Annotated in this window: 15 protein-coding genes and 3 tRNA genes; 9 read left to right on the top strand and 9 right to left on the bottom strand. The window is 68.3% G+C overall.

Features of this window, described 5'->3' with window-relative positions; translation table 11 throughout:
• Positions 1 to 15: 15 nt before the first annotated feature.
• A tRNA-Leu gene (locus ACSW7Y_RS00185) sits at positions 16 to 102 on the bottom strand.
• An 86-nt stretch (positions 103 to 188) separates the two neighbouring features.
• On the opposite strand from ACSW7Y_RS00185, the gene ACSW7Y_RS00180 reads away from it, so the two are divergent.
• The 7 genes from ACSW7Y_RS00180 to pknB all read left to right on the top strand — a co-directional run bounded on the left by ACSW7Y_RS00180 (position 189) and on the right by pknB (position 9,335).
• Complete coding sequence (locus ACSW7Y_RS00180; RefSeq protein WP_438124344.1) at positions 189 to 869, top strand: FhaA domain-containing protein; 681 nt, start codon at positions 189 to 191, stop codon at positions 867 to 869.
• Positions 866 to 1,414 (top strand): FHA domain-containing protein FhaB/FipA, encoded by a 549-nt coding sequence (locus ACSW7Y_RS00175; protein ID WP_438124343.1) that lies wholly within the window; start codon positions 866 to 868, stop codon positions 1,412 to 1,414. Before ACSW7Y_RS00180 ends, ACSW7Y_RS00175 begins: the two co-directional genes overlap by 4 nt.
• Positions 1,415 to 1,420: 6 nt before the next feature.
• Positions 1,421 to 2,767: a Stp1/IreP family PP2C-type Ser/Thr phosphatase gene (locus ACSW7Y_RS00170; RefSeq protein WP_438124342.1), complete on the top strand. Its 1,347-nt coding sequence runs from the start codon at positions 1,421 to 1,423 to the stop codon at positions 2,765 to 2,767.
• Positions 2,764 to 4,200, top strand: coding sequence for an FtsW/RodA/SpoVE family cell cycle protein (locus ACSW7Y_RS00165; protein ID WP_438124341.1), 1,437 nt, complete (start codon positions 2,764 to 2,766; stop codon positions 4,198 to 4,200). The genes ACSW7Y_RS00170 and ACSW7Y_RS00165 overlap by 4 nt, the downstream gene beginning before the upstream one ends.
• On the top strand, positions 4,197 to 5,654 hold the full coding sequence (locus ACSW7Y_RS00160; protein ID WP_438124340.1) for a peptidoglycan D,D-transpeptidase FtsI family protein: 1,458 nt from the start codon (positions 4,197 to 4,199) through the stop codon (positions 5,652 to 5,654). The genes ACSW7Y_RS00165 and ACSW7Y_RS00160 overlap by 4 nt, the downstream gene beginning before the upstream one ends.
• Positions 5,651 to 7,387 (top strand): protein kinase domain-containing protein, encoded by a 1,737-nt coding sequence (locus tag ACSW7Y_RS00155; protein ID WP_438124339.1) that lies wholly within the window; start codon positions 5,651 to 5,653, stop codon positions 7,385 to 7,387. Before ACSW7Y_RS00160 ends, ACSW7Y_RS00155 begins: the two co-directional genes overlap by 4 nt.
• A 130-nt stretch (positions 7,388 to 7,517) precedes the next feature.
• Entirely contained in the window at positions 7,518 to 9,335 is a 1,818-nt protein-coding gene (gene pknB, locus ACSW7Y_RS00150) for a Stk1 family PASTA domain-containing Ser/Thr kinase (protein WP_438124338.1), read from the top strand.
• A 521-nt stretch (positions 9,336 to 9,856) separates the two neighbouring features.
• On the opposite strand, the gene ACSW7Y_RS00145 is transcribed toward pknB, so the two are convergent.
• Positions 9,857 to 10,501, bottom strand: a complete 645-nt coding sequence (locus tag ACSW7Y_RS00145; protein ID WP_438124337.1) for an anthranilate synthase component II — start codon at positions 10,499 to 10,501, stop codon at positions 9,857 to 9,859.
• An 82-nt stretch (positions 10,502 to 10,583) separates the two neighbouring features.
• Between ACSW7Y_RS00145 and ACSW7Y_RS00140 the strand changes: the two genes are divergently transcribed.
• The gene (locus ACSW7Y_RS00140; protein ID WP_438124336.1) at positions 10,584 to 10,838 is read left to right on the top strand and encodes a cell division protein CrgA; all 255 of its coding nucleotides are present in this window, start codon (positions 10,584 to 10,586) and stop codon (positions 10,836 to 10,838) included.
• A gap of 332 nt (positions 10,839 to 11,170) precedes the next feature.
• Here ACSW7Y_RS00140 and ACSW7Y_RS00135 read toward each other — a convergent pair whose 3' ends face one another.
• Entirely contained in the window at positions 11,171 to 11,794 is a 624-nt protein-coding gene (locus tag ACSW7Y_RS00135) for a rhomboid family intramembrane serine protease (protein WP_438124335.1), read from the bottom strand.
• Positions 11,795 to 12,027: 233 nt separating this feature from the next.
• On the bottom strand, positions 12,028 to 12,567 hold the full coding sequence (locus tag ACSW7Y_RS00130) for a peptidylprolyl isomerase (RefSeq protein WP_412879192.1): 540 nt from the start codon (positions 12,565 to 12,567) through the stop codon (positions 12,028 to 12,030).
• A 116-nt stretch (positions 12,568 to 12,683) separates the two neighbouring features.
• Here ACSW7Y_RS00130 and ACSW7Y_RS00125 point away from each other — a divergent pair, with 116 nt between their 5' ends.
• Positions 12,684 to 13,256 (top strand): hypothetical protein, encoded by a 573-nt coding sequence (locus ACSW7Y_RS00125; protein WP_058724803.1) that lies wholly within the window; start codon positions 12,684 to 12,686, stop codon positions 13,254 to 13,256.
• 270 nt (positions 13,257 to 13,526) lie between these two features.
• Here the strand turns inward: ACSW7Y_RS00125 and ACSW7Y_RS00120 are convergent.
• The 5 genes from ACSW7Y_RS00120 to gyrB form a co-directional block, all read right to left on the bottom strand.
• Positions 13,527 to 13,599: transfer RNA gene (locus ACSW7Y_RS00120), tRNA-Ala, on the bottom strand.
• A 35-nt stretch (positions 13,600 to 13,634) separates the two neighbouring features.
• Positions 13,635 to 13,711, bottom strand: a tRNA-Ile gene (locus ACSW7Y_RS00115).
• 76 nt (positions 13,712 to 13,787) lie between these two features.
• Positions 13,788 to 14,195, bottom strand: coding sequence for a DUF3566 domain-containing protein (locus ACSW7Y_RS00110; protein ID WP_022904049.1), 408 nt, complete (start codon positions 14,193 to 14,195; stop codon positions 13,788 to 13,790).
• Positions 14,188 to 16,824, bottom strand: coding sequence for a DNA gyrase subunit A (gene gyrA, locus ACSW7Y_RS00105; RefSeq protein WP_290133371.1), 2,637 nt, complete (start codon positions 16,822 to 16,824; stop codon positions 14,188 to 14,190). Before gyrA ends, ACSW7Y_RS00110 begins: the two co-directional genes overlap by 8 nt.
• A 128-nt stretch (positions 16,825 to 16,952) precedes the next feature.
• Complete coding sequence (gene gyrB, locus ACSW7Y_RS00100; RefSeq protein ID WP_438124334.1) at positions 16,953 to 18,929, bottom strand: DNA topoisomerase (ATP-hydrolyzing) subunit B; 1,977 nt, start codon at positions 18,927 to 18,929, stop codon at positions 16,953 to 16,955.
• Between the last annotated feature and the right edge of the window lie 29 nt (positions 18,930 to 18,958).

The raw sequence follows: 18,958 nt of genomic DNA, 5'->3' as shown, positions 1-18,958 counted from the left end.
GGCCTGTTGCCTGTCTGGTGCGCGAGGGGGGACTTGAACCCCCACGCCGTTTCCAGCACACGGACCTGAACCGTGCGCGTCTACCAATTCCGCCACTCGCGCCAGCCCCAGAACACTACCATGCACAGACGGCCCCAGGTGCCAGCCACTACCATGCAGGGGTCCCTGACCGAGAACACTGGAGACCCATGGGCCTGTTGGACAGCTTCGAGCGGGGATTGGAGCGCGCCGTGAACGGCGCGTTCGCCAAGACCTTCCGCTCCGGCGTACAGCCCGTCGAGATCTCGAGCGCTCTCCGACGCGAGCTCGACACGAAGGCCGCGGTCGTCTCACGCGAGCGCATCCTCGTCCCGAACGAGTTCACCGTCCGCCTCGCCCCGCCGGACTGCACGCGCATGACGGACATCGGGCAGCCGCTCATCGACGAACTGCGGCAGATGGTCCAGCAGCACGCGGTCGCGCAGAACTACTCCTTCTCCGGCCCGGTCAGCATCTCGCTCAAGCAGGACGGCACGCTGTCCACCGGGATCCTGCAGATCGACTCCTCGACCGTCCAGCGCGACGTCGCCTGGGTCGCGGTCCTCGACATCGGCTCGCAGCGCCACAAGCTGCAGCGTGGCCGCACCGTCATCGGACGCGGATCCGACGCCGACATCACCGTCGCCGACACCGGCACGAGCCGCAAGCACGTCGAGGTGATCTGGGACGGCAAGCACGCCCAGGCCAACGACCTCGGGTCCACGAACGGGTCGAAACTGAACGGCGAGCGCTTCCAGCAGGCGATCGTGGAGCCGGACTCCACCATCGAGATCGGTCGTACCCGTATGGTGTTCCGGGTGATCCCGGAGAACGAAGGAGGTGCTCGATGACCACGGGGCTGACCCTGCTCGTCCTGCGCTTCGCGTTCCTCGCGGTGCTGTGGCTGTTCGTGTTCGTGATCGTCTTCGCCCTGCGGAGCGACCTGTTCGGCCAGCGCGTCCGCACGATCCCCACCGACCCGAAGGCCGGTCCGTCCGGCCCGACGACCCCGTCGATCCCCACTGCGGCGGCGACCGCGCCGGCGTCGGGCGGTGCGTTCACCGAACTCATCAACCAGGGCGGCGGCAGCGCGCCGAACACGTCGGTCGCCACGCGCCTGGTCATCACCGAGGGCTCGCGGGAGGGCATGGAGATGCCCCTCGGCGGCGGTCCGATCACCATCGGCCGTTCCGGCGAGTCCAACGTCGTCATCCGCGACGACTACACGTCCACCAACCACGCCCGACTCGATCTGCGTGCCGAGGGCTGGGTCGTCACCGACCTCGAGTCCACCAACGGCACCTTCGTCAACGGTCAGAAGGTGACCTCCCCGGTGCTCGTCGCCGAGGGGACGCCCATCACGATCGGGACGACGACCTTCGAGCTGCGGCGGTAGGCGCGGATGACGGCACGGACGCTGAGCGCCGCTGTGTCCCACGTGGGGCGCATCCGCGCGAACAACCAGGACTCCGGCTACGCCGGGGCACACCTGTTCGCGGTGGCGGACGGCATGGGCGGGCACGCCGGCGGCGACGTCGCCTCGGCGATCGCGATCCGTCGCATCCGTGAGGTCGACCGCGAGTTCCCGTCGGCCCACGACGCCGAGTTCGCCCTGCAGTCGGCGCTCATCGCGGCGAACCAGCTCATCACCGAGACGGTGTTCGAGCACCAGGAGCTCACCGGCATGGGCACCACCGTGTCCGCGCTCATCCGGGTCGGCGACCAGATCGCGATCGCGCACATCGGCGACTCCCGCATCTACCGCTACCGCGACGGCGAGCTGCAGCAGATCACGTCCGACCACACCTTCGTGCAGCGGCTCGTCGACAGCGGCCGCATCACCCCGGAGGAAGCCGCCGTCCACCCTCGCCGTTCGGTGCTCATGCGGGTCCTCGGCGACGTCGACGCGGCACCCGAGGTCGACACCGCGGTGATGGACATCCAGCCGGGTGACCGCTGGCTGCTCTGCTCCGACGGCCTGTCCTCGTACCTCGCCGAGGAGCGGATCCGGCACGCGCTCGCGTCGAACATGGACGCGAACCAGGCCACCCAGCGGCTGGTCAAGGAGACGCTGGACCACGGTGCCCCGGACAACGTGACCGTCGTCGTGATGGACGTCACCGACGCCGACGTCGTCGACGAGGACGACGCCGCGACCACGGTCGGCTCGGCCGCGGCGCCGCTGACGTTCGAGGCCTCGACCGGCCGCAAGCCGATCCGCCTCCCCACCATCCTGCTGCACCCGCTCAAGGTCACCACGGCTCCGGAGGACTCCCACTTCGAGCCCGAGTCGGACCAGTTCTTCGCCGAGCTCATCGCTGAGGACCGCCGTCGGCGCGTCCGCCGACGCGTCGCGTGGAGCATCGCGCTCGTCGTCGCGATCGCAGCCCTCGTCGGCGCGGTGTTCCTCGGGTGGCGCATCACGCAGGACCACTACTACGTCGGCTCCGACCGCGGCACCGTCGCGATCTACAAGGGCGTACAGCAGTCGATCGGGCCGATCGCGCTCTCGGACGTCTACGAGGACAGCGACATCCGCGTGAGCGGGCTGCCCGAGTACACGCGCGAGAACGTCCGGTCGACGATCAACGCGCAATCGCTGTCCGACGCCCGCGACATCGTGGACCGCCTCCGCAAGGCAGCGGAGACGGGGCAGGACCAGGCCGGCACCGGCGGTTCGTCACCGTCCGCGACGCCGTCCGCGACCAGCTCCCCGACGCCGTCGTCCACACCCGGGAAGAAGCGATGAGCAACGCGACCGCCCAGTCGTTCACGCAGGCGATCACGATCAAGCTGCGCGAACCCGCGCGGGCCCGGAACCTCGAGCTCGTGCTGCTCGTCATCGCCTGCGGCATCTGCGCCGGTGCGATGGTGCTCGTCCAGCTCGGCACCAAGGGGCGGATCTTCGACACCTCGGTGTTCTGGATCGGCGCGACGATCCTCGGTCTGGCGCTCATCATGCACGTCGTGCTGCGCGTCGTCGCGAAGAACGCCGACCCGTTCATCCTGCCGGTGGCACTGGCGCTGAACGGCATCGGCATCGCCGAGATCTACCGCATCGACATCCACGACAACCACTTCGGTTGGGCGGCGATCGGCGTCAAGCAGATCGTCTGGACGATCCTGGCGATGGCCGTCGCGATCATCGTGCTGGTCGTCGTCCGGAACCACCGGTTCCTGCAGCGGTACCGCTACATCTTCATGCTGTTGACGATCGTGCTCCTCCTGCTGCCGATGCTGCCGGTGATCGGCTACGCGCCCGGCGGTGCACGCGTCTGGATCCGCCTGGGTCCGTTCTCGTTCCAGCCGGGCGAGCTCGCCAAGATCACGATGGCGCTGTTCTTCGCCGGGTACCTCGTGACCGCTCGGGACTCCCTGTCGATCGTCGGGCGCAAGGTCCTCGGCATGACCCTGCCGCGTGCCCGCGACCTGGGGCCGATCCTCATCATCTGGGCCGCGGCGATGAGCGTCCTGGTGTTCCAGCGCGACCTCGGCACCGCCCTGCTCTACTTCGGGCTCTTCCTCGTGATGATCTACGTCGCGACGGCACGGCTCAGCTGGGTCCTCATCGGACTCGTCCTCTTCGTCGGCGGCGCCCTCGTCGCCCAGTCGGTCCTCGTGTACGTGCACGGTCGGTTCGAGCAGTGGCTGAACCCGTTCGACAACGCGATCTACAACGCGAAGACCCAGGCCAGCTACCAACTCGTGCAGGGCCTCTTCGGGTTCGCGAACGGCGGGATCACGGGCACCGGGCTCGGCCAGGGGCGGCCGTACATCACCCCGGTCGCGAACGCCGACTACATCATCGCCTCGCTCGGCGAGGAGCTCGGGCTCATCGGCGTCTTCGCGATCCTGGCGCTCTTCATCATCTTCGCCTCGCGTGGCATCCGGGTCGGCTTCATGGCGCAGGACGACTTCGGCAAGCTCCTCGGTGTCGGCTTCGGCTTCACGATCGCCCTGCAGGTGTTCGTCGTCGTCGGCGGCATCACCCGCGTCATCCCGGTGACCGGCCTGACGACGCCGTTCATGGCCGCCGGCGGGTCCTCCCTGATCGCGAACTGGATCATCGCGGCGATGCTGCTGCGCCTGACCGATTCGATCCCGGCGGAACAGCGTGTGCAGCAGGGGTCGATCCCCGCTGCGCGCGGACGAGGGGCGACCAGGAAGGAGCGTGCCCGGTGAACCGACAACTCCGTGGCGTGTCCACCGTCATCGTGCTCATGTTCGTGGCGCTCTTCGTGTCGACGACGTCGATCCAGTTCTTCTCTGCCGAGCAGCTCCGCGCCGACCCGCGGAACTCCCGCACGATCCTGGCCAGCTACTCCACGAAGCGTGGCGCCATCCTCGTCGACGGCAGCCCGATCGCGGAGTCGTCCCCGTCGGACGACCAGTACCAGTACCAGCGCAAGTACACGAACGGCGACCTCTACTCCGCCGTGACCGGCTACTTCACCATCGGCCAGGGCAACGCCGGGATCGAGAGCGCGGAGAACAGCGTGCTGTCCGGCAACTCCGACGCCTCGTTCTTCCAGAACCTCAACGCGATCCTCACCGGCCAGGACGTCCAGGGCGACAACGTCAACCTGACGATCGACCCGGACGTGCAGAAGGCCGCGTACGACGCGCTGGGCACGAACACCGGTGCCGTCGTGGCGATCCAGCCGAAGACCGGCAAGATCCTCGCGATGGTGTCGAAGGAGTCGTACGACCCGAACGTCCTGACCTCGCACGACACGGCCGACGTCGTCGCGAAGTACAAGCAGCTCGAGCAGGCAGCCGGGCAGCCGCTGAAGAACCGGGCGATCGCCGGTGACCTCTACACGCCGGGTTCCGTGTTCAAGCTCATCGTCGCGTCGGCGGCGCTCGAGGGCGGCAAGTACAACCTCGACTCGACCTTCCCGAACCCGTCGCGACTGCAGCTGCCGGGCACGAGCACGTACATCAACAACGCCGAGGGCGGGTCCTGCGGTGGCGGCGACAAGGTGAAGCTCCGCACCGCCATCCAGTACTCGTGCAACATCCCGTTCGCCGAACTCGGCCAGAAGCTGGGCTACGACGCGATCAAGAGCATGGCGGACAAGTACGGCTTCGGAGACCAGATCGAGGTCCCGATGAAGGCCACGGCGAGCCAGTACCCCGACGTCAGCGACGACACGGCCCAGCTCATGCTCAGCGCGTTCGGCCAGGCGAGCGTCCGCGTGACCCCACTCCAGATGGCGATGGTGTCGGCCGGCATCGCGAACGGCGGTACGGTGATGCAACCGACCCTGATCGACTCGATCACGACGAGTGACCTCAAGACGGTCGAGTCGTTCTCGCCGAAGGAGTTCAGCAGCCCGCTGTCCTCGTCCGAGTCGTCGGACCTGACCGAAGCGATGCAGAGCGTCGTCAGCGCCGGGACCGGGACCAATGCGAAGATCGACGGGGTCGACGTCGCCGGCAAGACCGGCACCGCCGAGAACGGACCGGGCGATCCCTACACACTCTGGTTCACGGGCTTCGCTCCGGCGAACGACCCGGAGGTCGCCGTCGCGGTCGTCGTCGGCAACGGCGGCGGACTCGGGCAGTCCGGGGTCGGCAACACGGTCGCGGCTCCGGTCGCGAAGAAGGTCATGGAGGCGGTGCTGAACAAATGAGACCCACCAGCGGGCTCACCTTCGGTGGGCGGTACCAGCTCTCATCCCGCGTCGCGATCGGCGGCATGGGAGAGGTGTGGCAGGCGACCGACCTGGTCATCGGCCGCACCGTCGCGCTCAAGATCCTCAAGGACGAGTACCTCGGCGACCCCGGGTTCCTCGAGCGCTTCCGCGCCGAGGCCCGCCACGCGGCGCTCGTCAACCACGAGGGCATCGCGAACGTCTTCGACTACGGCGAGGAGGACGGCAGCGCCTACCTCGTGATGGAGCTCGTCCCCGGCGAGGCACTCTCCACGATGATCGAGCGGGAGCACACGCTCCCGGTCGACAAGGTGCTCGACATCGTCGCCCAGACCGCCAACGCCCTGCAGGCCGCCCACGCGGTCGGGCTGGTGCACCGCGACATCAAGCCCGGCAACCTGCTCATCACGCCGGACGGCCGCGTGAAGATCACCGACTTCGGCATCGCCCGCATCGCCGACCAGGTCCCGCTCACCGCGACCGGTCAGGTCATGGGCACGGTGCAGTACCTCTCCCCGGAGCAGGCGAGCGGTCACCCGGCGTCGCCCTCGACCGACATCTACTCGCTCGGCATCGTCGCGTACGAGTGCCTGGCGGGCCGCCGGCCGTTCACGGGTGAGTCGCAGGTCGCGATCGCGATGGCCCACATCAACGAGCAGCCCCCGGCCCTGCCGTCCGACGTCCCCGAGCCGGTCGCCGCGCTCGTGATGTCCTGCATCGCGAAGAAGCCCGCCGATCGTCCTGCGACCGCGGCGAACCTCGCCCGCGCCGCGCAGGCCCTCCGTCGCGGGGACGTTGCTGCGGCGACCGTCGCCGTGCCGATGCTCGCCGAGGCCGGGACCGTCGCGTTCAACCCGCCCCGACAGCAGGGTGACGACGCCGCGACCGCCCTCATCGGGACCTCCGCAGGAGCATCGGTCGGCGGCCCCCGTACGCCCGCATCGCCGGCGACCGCGGACGACGAGCCCGAGAAGAAACGCACCTGGATCTGGTGGGTCGTCGGCATCGTCGTCCTCCTCGCGATCGGTGGCGTGATCGCGGCCATCGCGCTGGGCGGCGCCTCCAGCTCGCCCGAACCGAGTGCGTCGAGGACGACCGCGACGCGCCCGGCGAACACCCCGACCCCGACACCGACGCCCGAACGGGTGTTCGTGAACGCGGACGACTACGCGGGGATGCAGGCGACCGACGCCCGCGCCCGGCTCACCGCGCTCGGACTCGCCGCGGACATCGTGGACGGCGACCCGGCCAAGTCGAGCGACCAGGTCGGGACCGTGCAGTCGATCAGTCCGACCGGGAGCCTCGAAGTGGGCTCGGCGGTGACGATCAAGGCCTACACCGACCAGCCGACCGTGTCGTCGCCGCCCGCTGAGCCGCAGGCCGGGACGGTCTCGGACACCGGGAAGGTGACCTTCACCTGGCAGGCGTACGACTCGTGCCCGGCCGGGTACTCGCTGACCGGCTACAACTACACGATCTCGAACGGTACGGACCCGGACGGCAAGAACTCGGGGACGACCACCAACACCTCGGTCGACGTGCAGGCCACCGACCCCGGGACTGTCTCGTTCTCGTACACCGTGAGCTGCGGCGACCTGACCTCGCCGACGTCGTCGTCCAAGACCGCGACGTGGACGCAGCCGACGCAGGAGCCGACCACCGACCCGACCGACGGCATCAACCCCAGCCAGGGCCCGCAGGACGGCAACTGACCCCGCTGACCGCACCCCCCGATCGGGGGCTCGACACCGTTCGGTAACGGTTCGGTCCGAGCCCCCGCCACCAGCGTCTCACCAGGTCCGGCTGCCGTACACTTGGGCGGACGGACAGACGGAGGAGTACGTGCCAGAAGGTGTGACCGCGGGGATCACGCTCCTCGCCGACCGCTACGAGATCGGTGACGTCATCGGTCGGGGCGGCATGGCCACGGTGCACCTGGGGAACGACACCCGGCTCGGACGCAAGGTGGCCGTCAAGCTGCTGAAGCCGAGCCTCGCCAACGATCCGGCGTTCCGCACCCGCTTCCGGCAAGAGGCCCAGTCGGCCGCGCGCATGGCCCACCCGACGATCGTCCGCGTGTACGACGCGGGCGAGGAGACCGTCGCCGAGCCCTCGGGCGCCGAGGTCCAGGTCCCGTACATCGTCATGGAGCACGTCGAGGGCCGTCCGCTCTCGGACATCATCGCCGACGGACCCGTGGCCCCGGCCGAAGCCGTGCGCATCACCGAGGGCATCCTCACCGCGCTCGAGTACTCGCACCGAGCGGGCGTCGTCCACCGCGACATCAAGCCCGCGAACATCATGGTCACGCACACCGGCCAGGTGAAGGTCATGGACTTCGGGATCGCCCGGGCCATCACCGACACCTCCGCCACCGTGGCGCAGACCACGTCGATCCTCGGCACGGCGTCGTACTTCTCGCCGGAGCAGGCCCGGGGCGAGACCGTCGACGCCCGCACGGACCTCTACTCGACCGGCGTCGTCCTCTTCGAGCTCCTGACCGGGCGTCCGCCGTTCATCGGGGACAGCCCGGTGGCGGTCGCGTACCAGCACGTGAGCGAGCAGCCCGCCGCGCCGTCCACGATCGCGTCCGCAGTCTCGCCGGCGCTCGACGCCGTGACCCTGCACGCACTCGTCAAGGACCGCACGCGCCGGTTCCAGAGCGCAGCCGAGTTCCGGACGGACCTGCAGCAGGCGGCCGCCGGGCAGGTGCCGTCCTCCACCCGGAAGCTCCAGCAGCAGCACGCGAGCGACGCGTCGACCATGCTCTTCGGGGTCAACCCGCGCACAACGTCGAACCCGGCGGTCGCGTTCCGTGAGCTCGACGACGACACGGCGGAGCACCGGCCCCAGCGCACGCAGAACCGTCCGCCGGTGGCGTGGATCTGGGTCGGCATCGTGCTGGTCGTCGCGATCATCGCCGCGACCGTGTTCTTCGTCGCGAACCTCCAGCCGGGCAAGGCACCCGTGTCATCGTCGGTGACGGTCCCGAACGTCGTCGGCGCGAGCTGGGCCACGGCCGAGTCGACCCTCGAGAAGGCGGACCTCACGCCGGTCAAGCAGTCGGAGTCGTCGGACGACGTCGACAAGGGGTCGGTCATCCGGACGGAACCGGGCCCCGGCTCCGGCAACACGGTCCCGCGCAAGTACAAGGTGAACGTCTACGTGTCGACCGGGCCCGCCCAGGTCAGCGTGCCCGATCTGGCGAACCAGTCGCAGGACGCCGCGCAGCAGGCGCTGCAGGCGGCGGGGCTCCAGGTCGGCGCGGTCAGCAGCGACTACTCGCCGACGGCTCCCGAGGGGACGGTCCTCAAGTCGGATCCGGCGAGCGGGTCGTCGATCACCAAGGGCTCGGTCGTCAACCTCACGGTGTCGAACGGCAAGGTCCAGCTCCCCGACGTCACGAACCAGCCGTTCACGACCGCCAACCAGACCCTGCTGAACCTCGGTCTGACCGTCGGGCAGAACCCCTCGTACTCGTGCACGGGCGGCCTCGTGACGCAGCAGGACCAGCCAGCGGGCGACATCGCGCAGGGCAGCACGGTGACGCTGACGTACTGCGCGGGTTCGACGCAGACGCAGCAGCCGTCGCCGAGCAGCTCGAGCGACTCCGGCAAGAACGACAAGAAGGGCTCGGACGGCCAGGGAAGCAACGGCTGACGTCCGATCGGGTGGCCCGGTTCGCCTGTCGAGACCGGCCGACGTGTGCGATCGGTCACCGCACGTCCCAGGCGCGAGGCACCCCGGGCTCGTGGCGGCCCGGCGCGTGGCAACCGGCTCGTGGCGGTTCGGCGCGTGGCGACCGGCGCCTGTAACCGGCTCGTCGGAACCCGGCTCAACGCGACGCGGCAGCCGGACCAGTTGCCTAGGGGCGCTGAACGGGCACGTCAGGGCGAGTCCGCAGCCCCTGCCGGCGAGGCTGCGGCTCGAGCCCGCCCACCCTGCGCGCGTCACCCTGCACGACGCACTCGGCATGACGCACGGCACTCACGGCTCGGCCTGAGCGCGGCGCCCGCGCGCGCAGTGTGCGACACGGAAGTCGTGAGCTCGGCCTGAGACCGACCCGGAGCTCACGGGCTCGGCGCGTGACGTGGCGCCCGCGCACTTGGCTTGTGCCGTCCCGCTCACAAGGCCGTCCTGGGACGGGGTCGTTGCGGCCGCCGCACCGGCGAGGGCGCGCGTCAGTCGCGGTGCGCGGCGATGAGCGGGTTGAGACCGGCCGCGCGCTCAGCAGCTCCCTCGAGCCCGGTGACACGGAGCCAGTTGCCCACCATCAGGTACCCGCCCTCGGTGAGCACCGACTCGGGGTGGAACTGCACGCCGTACACGGGGTGGTCCCGGTGTTCGACGCCCATGATCACGCCACCGCCGGTCCTCGCCGTGACGGTGAGCTCGTCGGGCACGGTGCCGTCCACGATCGCGAGCGAGTGGTAGCGGGTCGCCGTGAAGGGGTGCGGCACGCCCGCGAAGAGCGTGCTGTCGTCGTGGTCGACCTGTGACGTCTTGCCGTGCATCAGCTCGTCGGCGTGCGTGACCGTGGCGCCGAGCGCCTCGGCGATCGCCTGGTGGCCGAGGCAGACGCCGAGCAGGGGCTTGTCGGCGGCGATCGCCGCTCGGACGGTGGGGACGGACACCCCGGCGTCTGCGGGAGTGCCCGGACCCGGGGAGAGCAGGACGCCGTCGTAGTCGGCGATGCGGCCGGCGATCTCGTCCTCGGAGAACGAGTCGTTGCGGACGACGTCTGTTTCGGCGCCCAGCTGCTGGACGTACCCGTTCAGCGTGTAGACGAAGCTGTCGTAGTTGTCGACGACGAGGATCTTGGTCATGAGCGGTTCACCGTACTCCTGAGGGATGTGCACAGTCGGAGCGAGGCCTCTGCACACCTGTGTTGACGGTAGGATACCGGCCATGGCCAAGGACAAGGACCGCACCAAGCCCGCCCGGAAGACCCGAGCCGACTCGGTCGACACCGCGGGGGACAGCCCGAACCCCGTCTGGTTCAAGCCCGTCATGTTCGGCTTCATGCTGCTCGGGCTGGCCTGGGTCATCGTGTTCTACGTGTCGCAGGGCACGCTGCCCGTGCCGTCGCTCGAGTCGTGGAACATCCTCATCGGCTTCGGGATCATGTTCATCGGCTTCCTGATGACGACGCGCTGGCGCTGACCTCACTCGACGCTTCCGACGCCCGCCGTGCCTCCTGGTGCGGCGGGCGTCGTCGTTTGTCCACAGGTGTTGTGCCGTTGTGCCCTCCTCAGACGCGCTGTGCAGCCACGATCCACAGCTGTCCACACTTTCCACACCGCGCTCCACACGTCCCTCCCCGAGTTATCCACATGTGTGTCCACAGTGGGGATAATCACATCGGTGTAACTCACCGATTCGTCCACAAGTGTGGATAACTCCCGCGCGGGGCTGTGGAATGTGAGTGTCCGAACACACGAGAACGCCCCGCCGCTCGGAGCGACGGGGCGTTCAGACGCTTGACGCGCGCTGTCCTACGCGAAGAGCGCTGCGTAGCTGACGCCGATGCCGGCCAAGAGGACGACGGCCTCGCCGACGAGCAACGCGATCTGCAGGCCGCGTTGCCGGACGTTCCGCGTCTTCGAGAACACGAACCCGGTGATGAACCCGAGCACGATCCCGCCGACGTGCGCCTGCCACGAGATGTTCGTCCCCGGGAGGAACCCCACGATGAGGTTCAGCCCCATGATGACGAGCAGCTGGACCGCGTTGTACCCGAGGCTCCGCTGGATCACGAAGAAGGCGGCGAACAGACCGAAGATCGCTCCGGAAGCACCGACCACGGGCGTCCCGGGGCTGAGCAGCGTGACCGCCAGGTCGCCACCGAGTCCGGCGAGGAAGAACAGCGCCACGAAGCGCCAGGTCCCGAGGATGTTCTCGAGCATCCGCCCGAAGATCCACACCGCCCACATGTTGAAGAGGATGTGGAAGAAGGAGGAGTGCACGAACAACCCGGTGACGATCCGCCACGGCTGGCTGCCGAGGAGCGGGGTGTCGTAGGCCAGGTAGAGGTTGACGTACCCGCCAGCGACCTGGTTCAGCAGCCAGAGCGCCGCTGAAACGACGACGATGACGAGGGTCGCCTTCTGATCGAGCATGGCGAACCGCCGGCGCGCGACCGTCAACCCGCTCGGAGCGCCCGACGCGCGGCGGTTCGCCTGGAACTGCGCCCGTTGTTCGCGGACGCACTCCGGGCAGTGCACCCCGACGGCCGCCGGCGTCTGGCACTCAGGGCAGATCGTCCGGCCACACCGCTGGCACAGCACGAAGCTCTGCCGGTCGGGATGCCGGTAGCACGTGTTCGGGTTCGCCGCCGGGTCGGTCAACGGGGTCAGACGTCCTCGACGTCGATGCTCTCGATGACGACGTCCTCCAGCGGCTTGTCACGGCCGTCGGTCGCCACGCCCTCGATCGCGTCGACCACCTTACGTGACTCGTCGTCCGCGACCTCACCGAAGATGGTGTGCTTGCCCTGCAACCACGGCGTCGCCACTGTCGTGATGAAGAACTGCGAACCGTTCGTGCCACGGCCGCCCTGGATGCCGGCGTTGGCCATCGCGAAGATGTAGGGGTTCTGGAACGTGAGCTCCGGGTGGATCTCGTCGTCGAACCGGTAACCGGGGCCGCCGATGCCCTGACCGAGCGGGTCGCCGCCCTGGATCATGAAGTCCTTGATGATGCGGTGGAAGATGACGCCGTCGTAGAGCTTGTCGGTCGAGACCTTGCCGGTGCCGGGGTGGGTCCACTCCTGCTTGCCCGTCGCGAGGTCGACGAAGTTCTTGACGGTCTTGGGAGCGTGGTTGCCGAAGAGGTTGACGCGGATGTCGCCCTTGTTCGTGTGGATCGTTGCGACAGCGGTGTGCAGAGACATGTACCGATTCTCGCATGTACTGCGGACGTACAGACGGTACGCACAGGCAAGCCTCCGTGACCTGTCAGCCGCCGCGGTGGCAGGATGGGGACACGCCGATCCTGTGGAGGTACCAGATGACGATCGAGATCCCGCGCAAGCGCAGGAAGCAGATCAAGAAGCTCAAGGGCAAGACCGCCTCGCTCCTCGGTGAGCAGCGCAAGGTCCTCGAGCACGCCAACGCGATCCTCGCCGAGGCCCGCTCGAACGCCGCCGATGCCGCGCGCAAGGACATCGCACCCCGTGTGCAGAACGCCATCGACAACGGGATCCGTCCCGCCGTCGCCACGGGCGTGCACGCGACCAAGAGTGCAGCGCAGACCGCATCGCACCGCTTCCAGACCGAGGTCGTCCCCGGTCTCGTCGCCACCGCGGGCTCCGTGATGAGCGTCAAGGACCTCGCGAGCGACCCGCGCGTGAAGAAGATCGTCAAGGAGGCCCAGAAGAAGGGCAAGAAGGCGAAGAAGACCGCGGAGAAGTACGTGCCGCACCAGAAGAAGAAGGGCCTCGGTTTCGGGGGCGTCGCGCTGATCGTCGTCGGCGTCGTCGCCGTCGCCGGTGCTGCCTACGCCGCGTACCAGACCCTCCGCGCCGACGACGACCTCTGGGTTGCCGACGACGCCGACACGGCGGAGAAGCCCGCCGCCTGACCTCCTCGGTTCGTACGAAGGGCCCCGGCACGCGCCGGGGCCCTTCGTCGTCCCGGGGTTGCTGTCGCGATCGTCGTCCGCCCCCGAGAGACGGTCGCTCAACATGCCGTCCGCTCAGCGCGGAGGTCGCAGAACCCGTCGCCTCCCGGCACCCCGAGCGACACCTTGCGCGACCGATCGCGCGTGGGACCGACCTGGCCGTGCGGCGCGCATGAACACAGAACGAAGCCCCTGGGAAGCGACGAAGTCGCGACCAGGGGCTTCTGCGAGTGGAGCCTGGGAGAATCGAACTCCCGACATCCTGCTTGCAAAGCAGGCGCTCTACCAACTGAGCTAAGGCCCCGGAACACCGATCATGCTATCCGGTGTGGGTGGAGATGGTGGGGCTACAAGGACTTGAACCTTGGACCTCTTCGTTATCAGCGAAGCGCTCTAACCGCCTGAGCTATAGCCCCTCAGACCAGATGAGAGCCTACCGTACCGATCTCGCAGAACGAAATCGAGCGGTCGGCCCCACCCGGCCCGGGTGTGTCAGTTGTTCGTGAACCCGACGAGCAGGCCGCCGGTGATCCGCACACTGAGGTTGTAGAGGACGCTCACGATCGCGCCGAGCACGGTGCCGACGACGACGTTGAGGATGCCCACCACGATCGAGAACCCGAGCACCTGTCCCAGCGAGAACTGGTCCATGATCGAGTAGTTGTTCTGGCCCGTGACGTCCTTCAGCAGGGCGTCCACCTGGGTGAACACGCCCGTCTGGTTCAGGATGACCCACACCAGCGCCGTGGCGACGACGATGACGATCGATCCGGCGAGGGCGATGAGGAAGCTGAGCTTCACCATCGACCAGAAGTCGACGTACACCAGTCGCAGGCGGACCTGCCGGGTGCCGACGGGCCGCTTCGCCTTCTTCTGGAGCTTCTCGGCGACACTACTCATTGCTTGACTGGTCCTCTCCGGCCTCGCGGTCGGCGGGCTGGTCGTCGGCTGCTTCGGTCGGGCTGACCGTCTCCACCGGGCCCGCGGGCTCGATCTCGGCGTCGTCCTGGTCGTCCAGGTTCCGCTCACTGTTCCGGGCCACTGCGATGATGCGGTCGTTGTCCGCGAACCTCGCGAAGACGACGCCCATCGTGTCGCGGCCCTTGGCGGGCACCTCGGCCACGGCAGACCTTACCACCTTGCCCGATTGCAGCACGACGAGCACCTCGTCGTCCTCACCCACGATGAGAGCCCCCACAAGGTCGCCCCGGTCGGCGGCCAGCTTGGCCACCTTGATGCCGAGACCACCGCGACCCTGGACGCGGTACTGGTCGACGGAGGTGCGCTTCGCGTAGCCGCCCTCGGTCATCACCCAGACGTAGCCGTCGTCCGACACGACCCGTGCGGCGAGCAGCGAGTCGTCGTCGCGGAAGGACATGCCCTTCACGCCGGAGGTCGATCGGCCCATCGGGCGGAGCGCGTCGTTCGAGGCGGTGAACCGAAGCGACATGCCGTGCTTCGACACGAGCAGCAGGTCGTCGGTCTCGTCGACGAGCAGCGCCTGCACGAGGGTGTCCCCGTCGCGGAGGTTGATCGCGATGATGCCGCCGCTGCGGTTCGTGTCGTACTCGGTGAGCGCGGTCTTCTTGACGAGGCCGTGCTGCGTGGCGAGCACGAGGTACTGCGCGGCCTCGTAGTCACGGATGTCGAGCACCTGCTGGATCTGCTCGTCGGGCTGCATGGCGAGGAGGTTCGCGACGTGCTGACCCTTGGCGTCGCGTCCGGCCTCCTGCAGCTCGTACGTCTTCGCCCGGTACACACGACCCTTGTCCGTCAGGAACAGGAGCCAGTGGTGCGTCGTGGTGACGAAGAAGTGCTCGACGACGTCGTCCGCGCGGAGCTGGGCACCCTTCACCCCGCGTCCGCCGCGGTGTTGCGACCGGTAGTTGTCGCTGCGCGTGCGCTTGACGTACCCGCCGCGGGTGATGGTGACGACCATCTCCTCTTCGGGGATGAGGTCTTCCATCGACATGTCGCCGTCGAACCCGAGCATGATCTCGCTGCGACGGTCGTCCCCGAAGCGCGCGACGATCTCGTCGAGCTCCTCGATGATGATCGAGCGCTGCCGCTCGGGCTTCGCGAGGATGTCGTTGAAGTCGGCGATCTTCCGCTCGAGTTCCTCGGCCTCGTCGTGGATCTTCTGCCGCTCGAGGGCGGCGAGACGACGGAGCTGGAGCTCGAGGATCGCACGCGCCTGGATCTCGTCGACGTCGAGGAGCTCCATCAGGCCGGAGCGGGCCTCTTCGGCGTCGGGCGAGCGGCGGATGAGTGCGATGACCTCGTCGAGGGCGTCGAGCGCCTTGAGGTAACCGCGGAGGATGTGGGCGCGCTTCTCGGCCTCGCGGAGCCGGTACTGGGTGCGGCGGACGATGACGTCGATCTGGTGGTCGACCCAGGCGGAGATGAACCCGTCGAGCGCCAGCGTGCGGGGCACGCCGTCGACGATCGCGAGCATGTTCGCGCCGAAGTTCTCCTGCAGCTGCGTGTGCTTGTAGAGGTTGTTCAGGACGACCTTCGCCACCGCGTCGCGCTTGAGCACGATGACGAGGCGCTGGCCGGTTCGACCCGAGGTCTCGTCACGGATGTCCGCGATGCCGGCGAGCTTGCCGTCCTTCACACCCTCGGCGATCTTGATCGCGAGGTTGTCCGGGTTCACCTGGTACGGCAGCTCGGTCACGACGAGGCAGGTCCGGCCCTGGATCTCCTCGACGTTCACGACCGCACGCATCGTGATCGAGCCGCGGCCGGTCCGGTAGGCGTCCTGGATGCCCTTGGTGCCGAGGATCTGTGCGCCGGTCGGGAAGTCCGGGCCCTTGATCCGCTGCATGAGCGCGACGAGGAGTTCTTCGCGCGTCGCCTCGGGGTTCTCGAGCGCCCACTTCGCGCCGTCCGCGACCTCGCGGAGGTTGTGCGGCGGGATGTTCGTCGCCATGCCGACCGCGATGCCGACCGAGCCGTTGACGAGCAGGTTCGGGAAGCGCGACGGCAGGATCGCCGGCTCCTGGGTGCGCCCGTCGTAGTTGTCCTGGAAGTCGACGGTCTCTTCCTCGATGTCCCGCACCATCTCGAGGGCGAGCGGGGCCATCTTGGTCTCGGTGTACCGCGGGGCCGCGGCGCCGTCGTTGCCGGCGGAGCCGAAGTTGCCCTGCCCGAGCGCGAGCGGGTACCGGAGCGACCACGGCTGGACGAGGCGGACGAGCGCGTCGTAGATCGCCGAGTCACCGTGGGGGTGGAACTGCCCCATGACGTCGCCGACGACACGGGAGCACTTCGAGAACGCGCGGTCGGGGCGGTACCCGCCGTCGTACATCGCGTAGAGCACGCGGCGGTGCACCGGCTTCAGTCCGTCACGGACCTCCGGGAGAGCGCGACCGACGATGACCGACATCGCGTAGTCGAGGTACGACCGCTGCATCTCGAGCTGCAGGTCGACCTGCGAGATGCGATCGCCGGAGACGACGATGTCCCCGCTGTCGCCGTGCACGATCTCGGGCTGCTCGTCGGCGCCGTTCTCGTTGTCGTCAGCCATGTGGCTTCGTTCCCTTTCTGGACAGCCTGGAGGCTGTGGTTCCGTTGGTCGCGCCGGGCGCGACCACAGGTGGTCGGGTCTGGTGCTCGCTGCTCACGCCGCGCCTCCCGGCTCGGGTGGTGACGGGCTCAGATGTCGAGGAAGCGGACGTCCTTGGCGTTCTGCTGGATGAACTGGCGACGCGCGTCGACGTCCTCGCCCATGAGCGTCGCGAAGACGCTGTCGACGGCCGCGGCGTCCTCGAGCGTGACCTGCAGGAGCGTGCGGGTGTCCGGGTTCATCGTGGTGTCCCAGAGCTCCTTGTAGTCCATCTCGCCGAGACCCTTGTAGCGCTGGATGCCGTTGTCCTTCGGGATCCGCTTGCCGGACGCGAGGCCGGCCTGCAGCAGGGCGTCGCGCTCGCGGTCCGAGAACACGTACTCGTGCGCCGAGTTCGACCACTTCAGTCGGTACAGCGGCGGCTGCGCGAGGTAGACGTAGCCGCGTTCGATGAGCGGCCGCATGTAGCGGAACAGCAACGTCAGGAGCAGCGTCGTGATGTGCTGGCCGTCGACGTCGGCGTCGGCCATCAGGACGATCTTGTGGTAGCGCGCCTTCTCCGGGTCGAAGTCCTCGCCGATGCCGGCGCCGAACGCCGTGATCATCGACTGGATCTCCTGGTTGGCGAGGGCACGGTCCAGGCGCGCCTTCTCGACGTTCAGGATCTTGCCCCGCAGCGGGAGGATGGCCTGCGTGAGCGGGTTGCGCCCCTGCACGGCCGAACCACCGGCGGAGTCGCCCTCGACCATGAAGATCTCGGAGATCGTCGGGTCCTTCGACTGGCAGTCCTTGAGCTTGCCGGGCATCCCGCCGGACTCGAGGAGCCCCTTGCGGCGGGTGGTCTCGCGCGCCTTGCGGGCGGCGAGCCGGGCCTGCGACGCCTGGATCGCCTTGCGGATGACGTCACGCGCCTGCGTCGGGTTGCGGTCGAACCAGTCGGCGAGCTCGGTGCCGACGACCTTCTGCACGAAGCCCTTGGCCTCGGTGTTGCCGAGCTTGGTCTTCGTCTGGCCCTCGAACTGCGGCTCGCCGAGCTTGATGGAGATGACGGCGGTCAGGCCCTCGCGGATGTCGTCACCCGTGAGGTTGTCGTCCTTCTCCTTGATGATCTTGTTCTCGCGCGCGTACTTGTTGACGAGCCACGTCAGCGCGGCACGGAAGCCCTCTTCGTGGGTGCCGCCCTCGTGCGTGTTGATCGTGTTCGCGAAGGTGTGGACGCTCTCCTGGTAGGAGGTGTTCCACTGCATCGCGATCTCGAGCGCGATCTGGCGCTCCTTGTCCTCGGCCTCGATCGAGATGACGTCCTCGTGGACCTTGTCGGACTTCTTCTGCGCGTTGAGGTACTCGACGTAGTCGATGAGCCCGCGCTCGTAGTGGAAGGTGTCCTTCCGGGCCTCTTCGCCCTCGTCCGGGGTGCGCTCGTCGCGGAGCTCGATCCGCAGGCCCTTGTTGAGGAATGCCGTCTGCTGGAAACGCGTGCGCAGCGTCTCGTAGTCGAACTCGGTCGTCTCGAAGATCTGGTCGTTCGGCCAGAACGTGATCGTCGTGCCGGTGCGGTCGGTCTCCTCGCCCTCGACCACGGGAGCGACGGGGACGCCGTCCGTGTAGCTCTGGCGGTAGACGTGCCCGTCGCGGGCGACCTCGACGTCGAGCTCGGTGCTGAGCGCGTTCACGACGGACGAACCGACGCCGTGCAGACCACCGGACACGGCGTAGCCGCCACCGCCGAACTTGCCGCCGGCGTGGAGGACGGTCAGGACGACCTGGAGGGTCGACACACCCTCGGTCGGGTGCGTGCTGACCGGGATGCCGCGGCCGTTGTCGACGACGCGGATGCCCCCGTCCTCGCGGATGGTGATGCCGATCGTGTCGCAGTAGCCGGCGAGGGCTTCGTCGACGGAGTTGTCGACGATCTCGTAGACCAGGTGGTGGAGACCGCGCGGACCCGTCGAGCCGATGTACATGCCCGGGCGCTTGCGGACGGCTTCGAGGCCCTCCAGCACCTGGATCTGGTCTGCACCGTAGGACGGTTCGTTCTTCTGTGCGTCGTCAGATCCTGATGTCATGTCGAGAGAGCTCCTGCCTGCGCGCGGAA

Origin of the sequence: Curtobacterium flaccumfaciens, assembly GCF_051548005.1 — a bacterium.
GTDB lineage: Bacteria > Actinomycetota > Actinomycetes > Actinomycetales > Microbacteriaceae > Curtobacterium.
The sequence above is the reverse complement of the archived record's forward strand: the minus strand, read 5'-3'. Positions and strand labels throughout refer to the sequence as shown.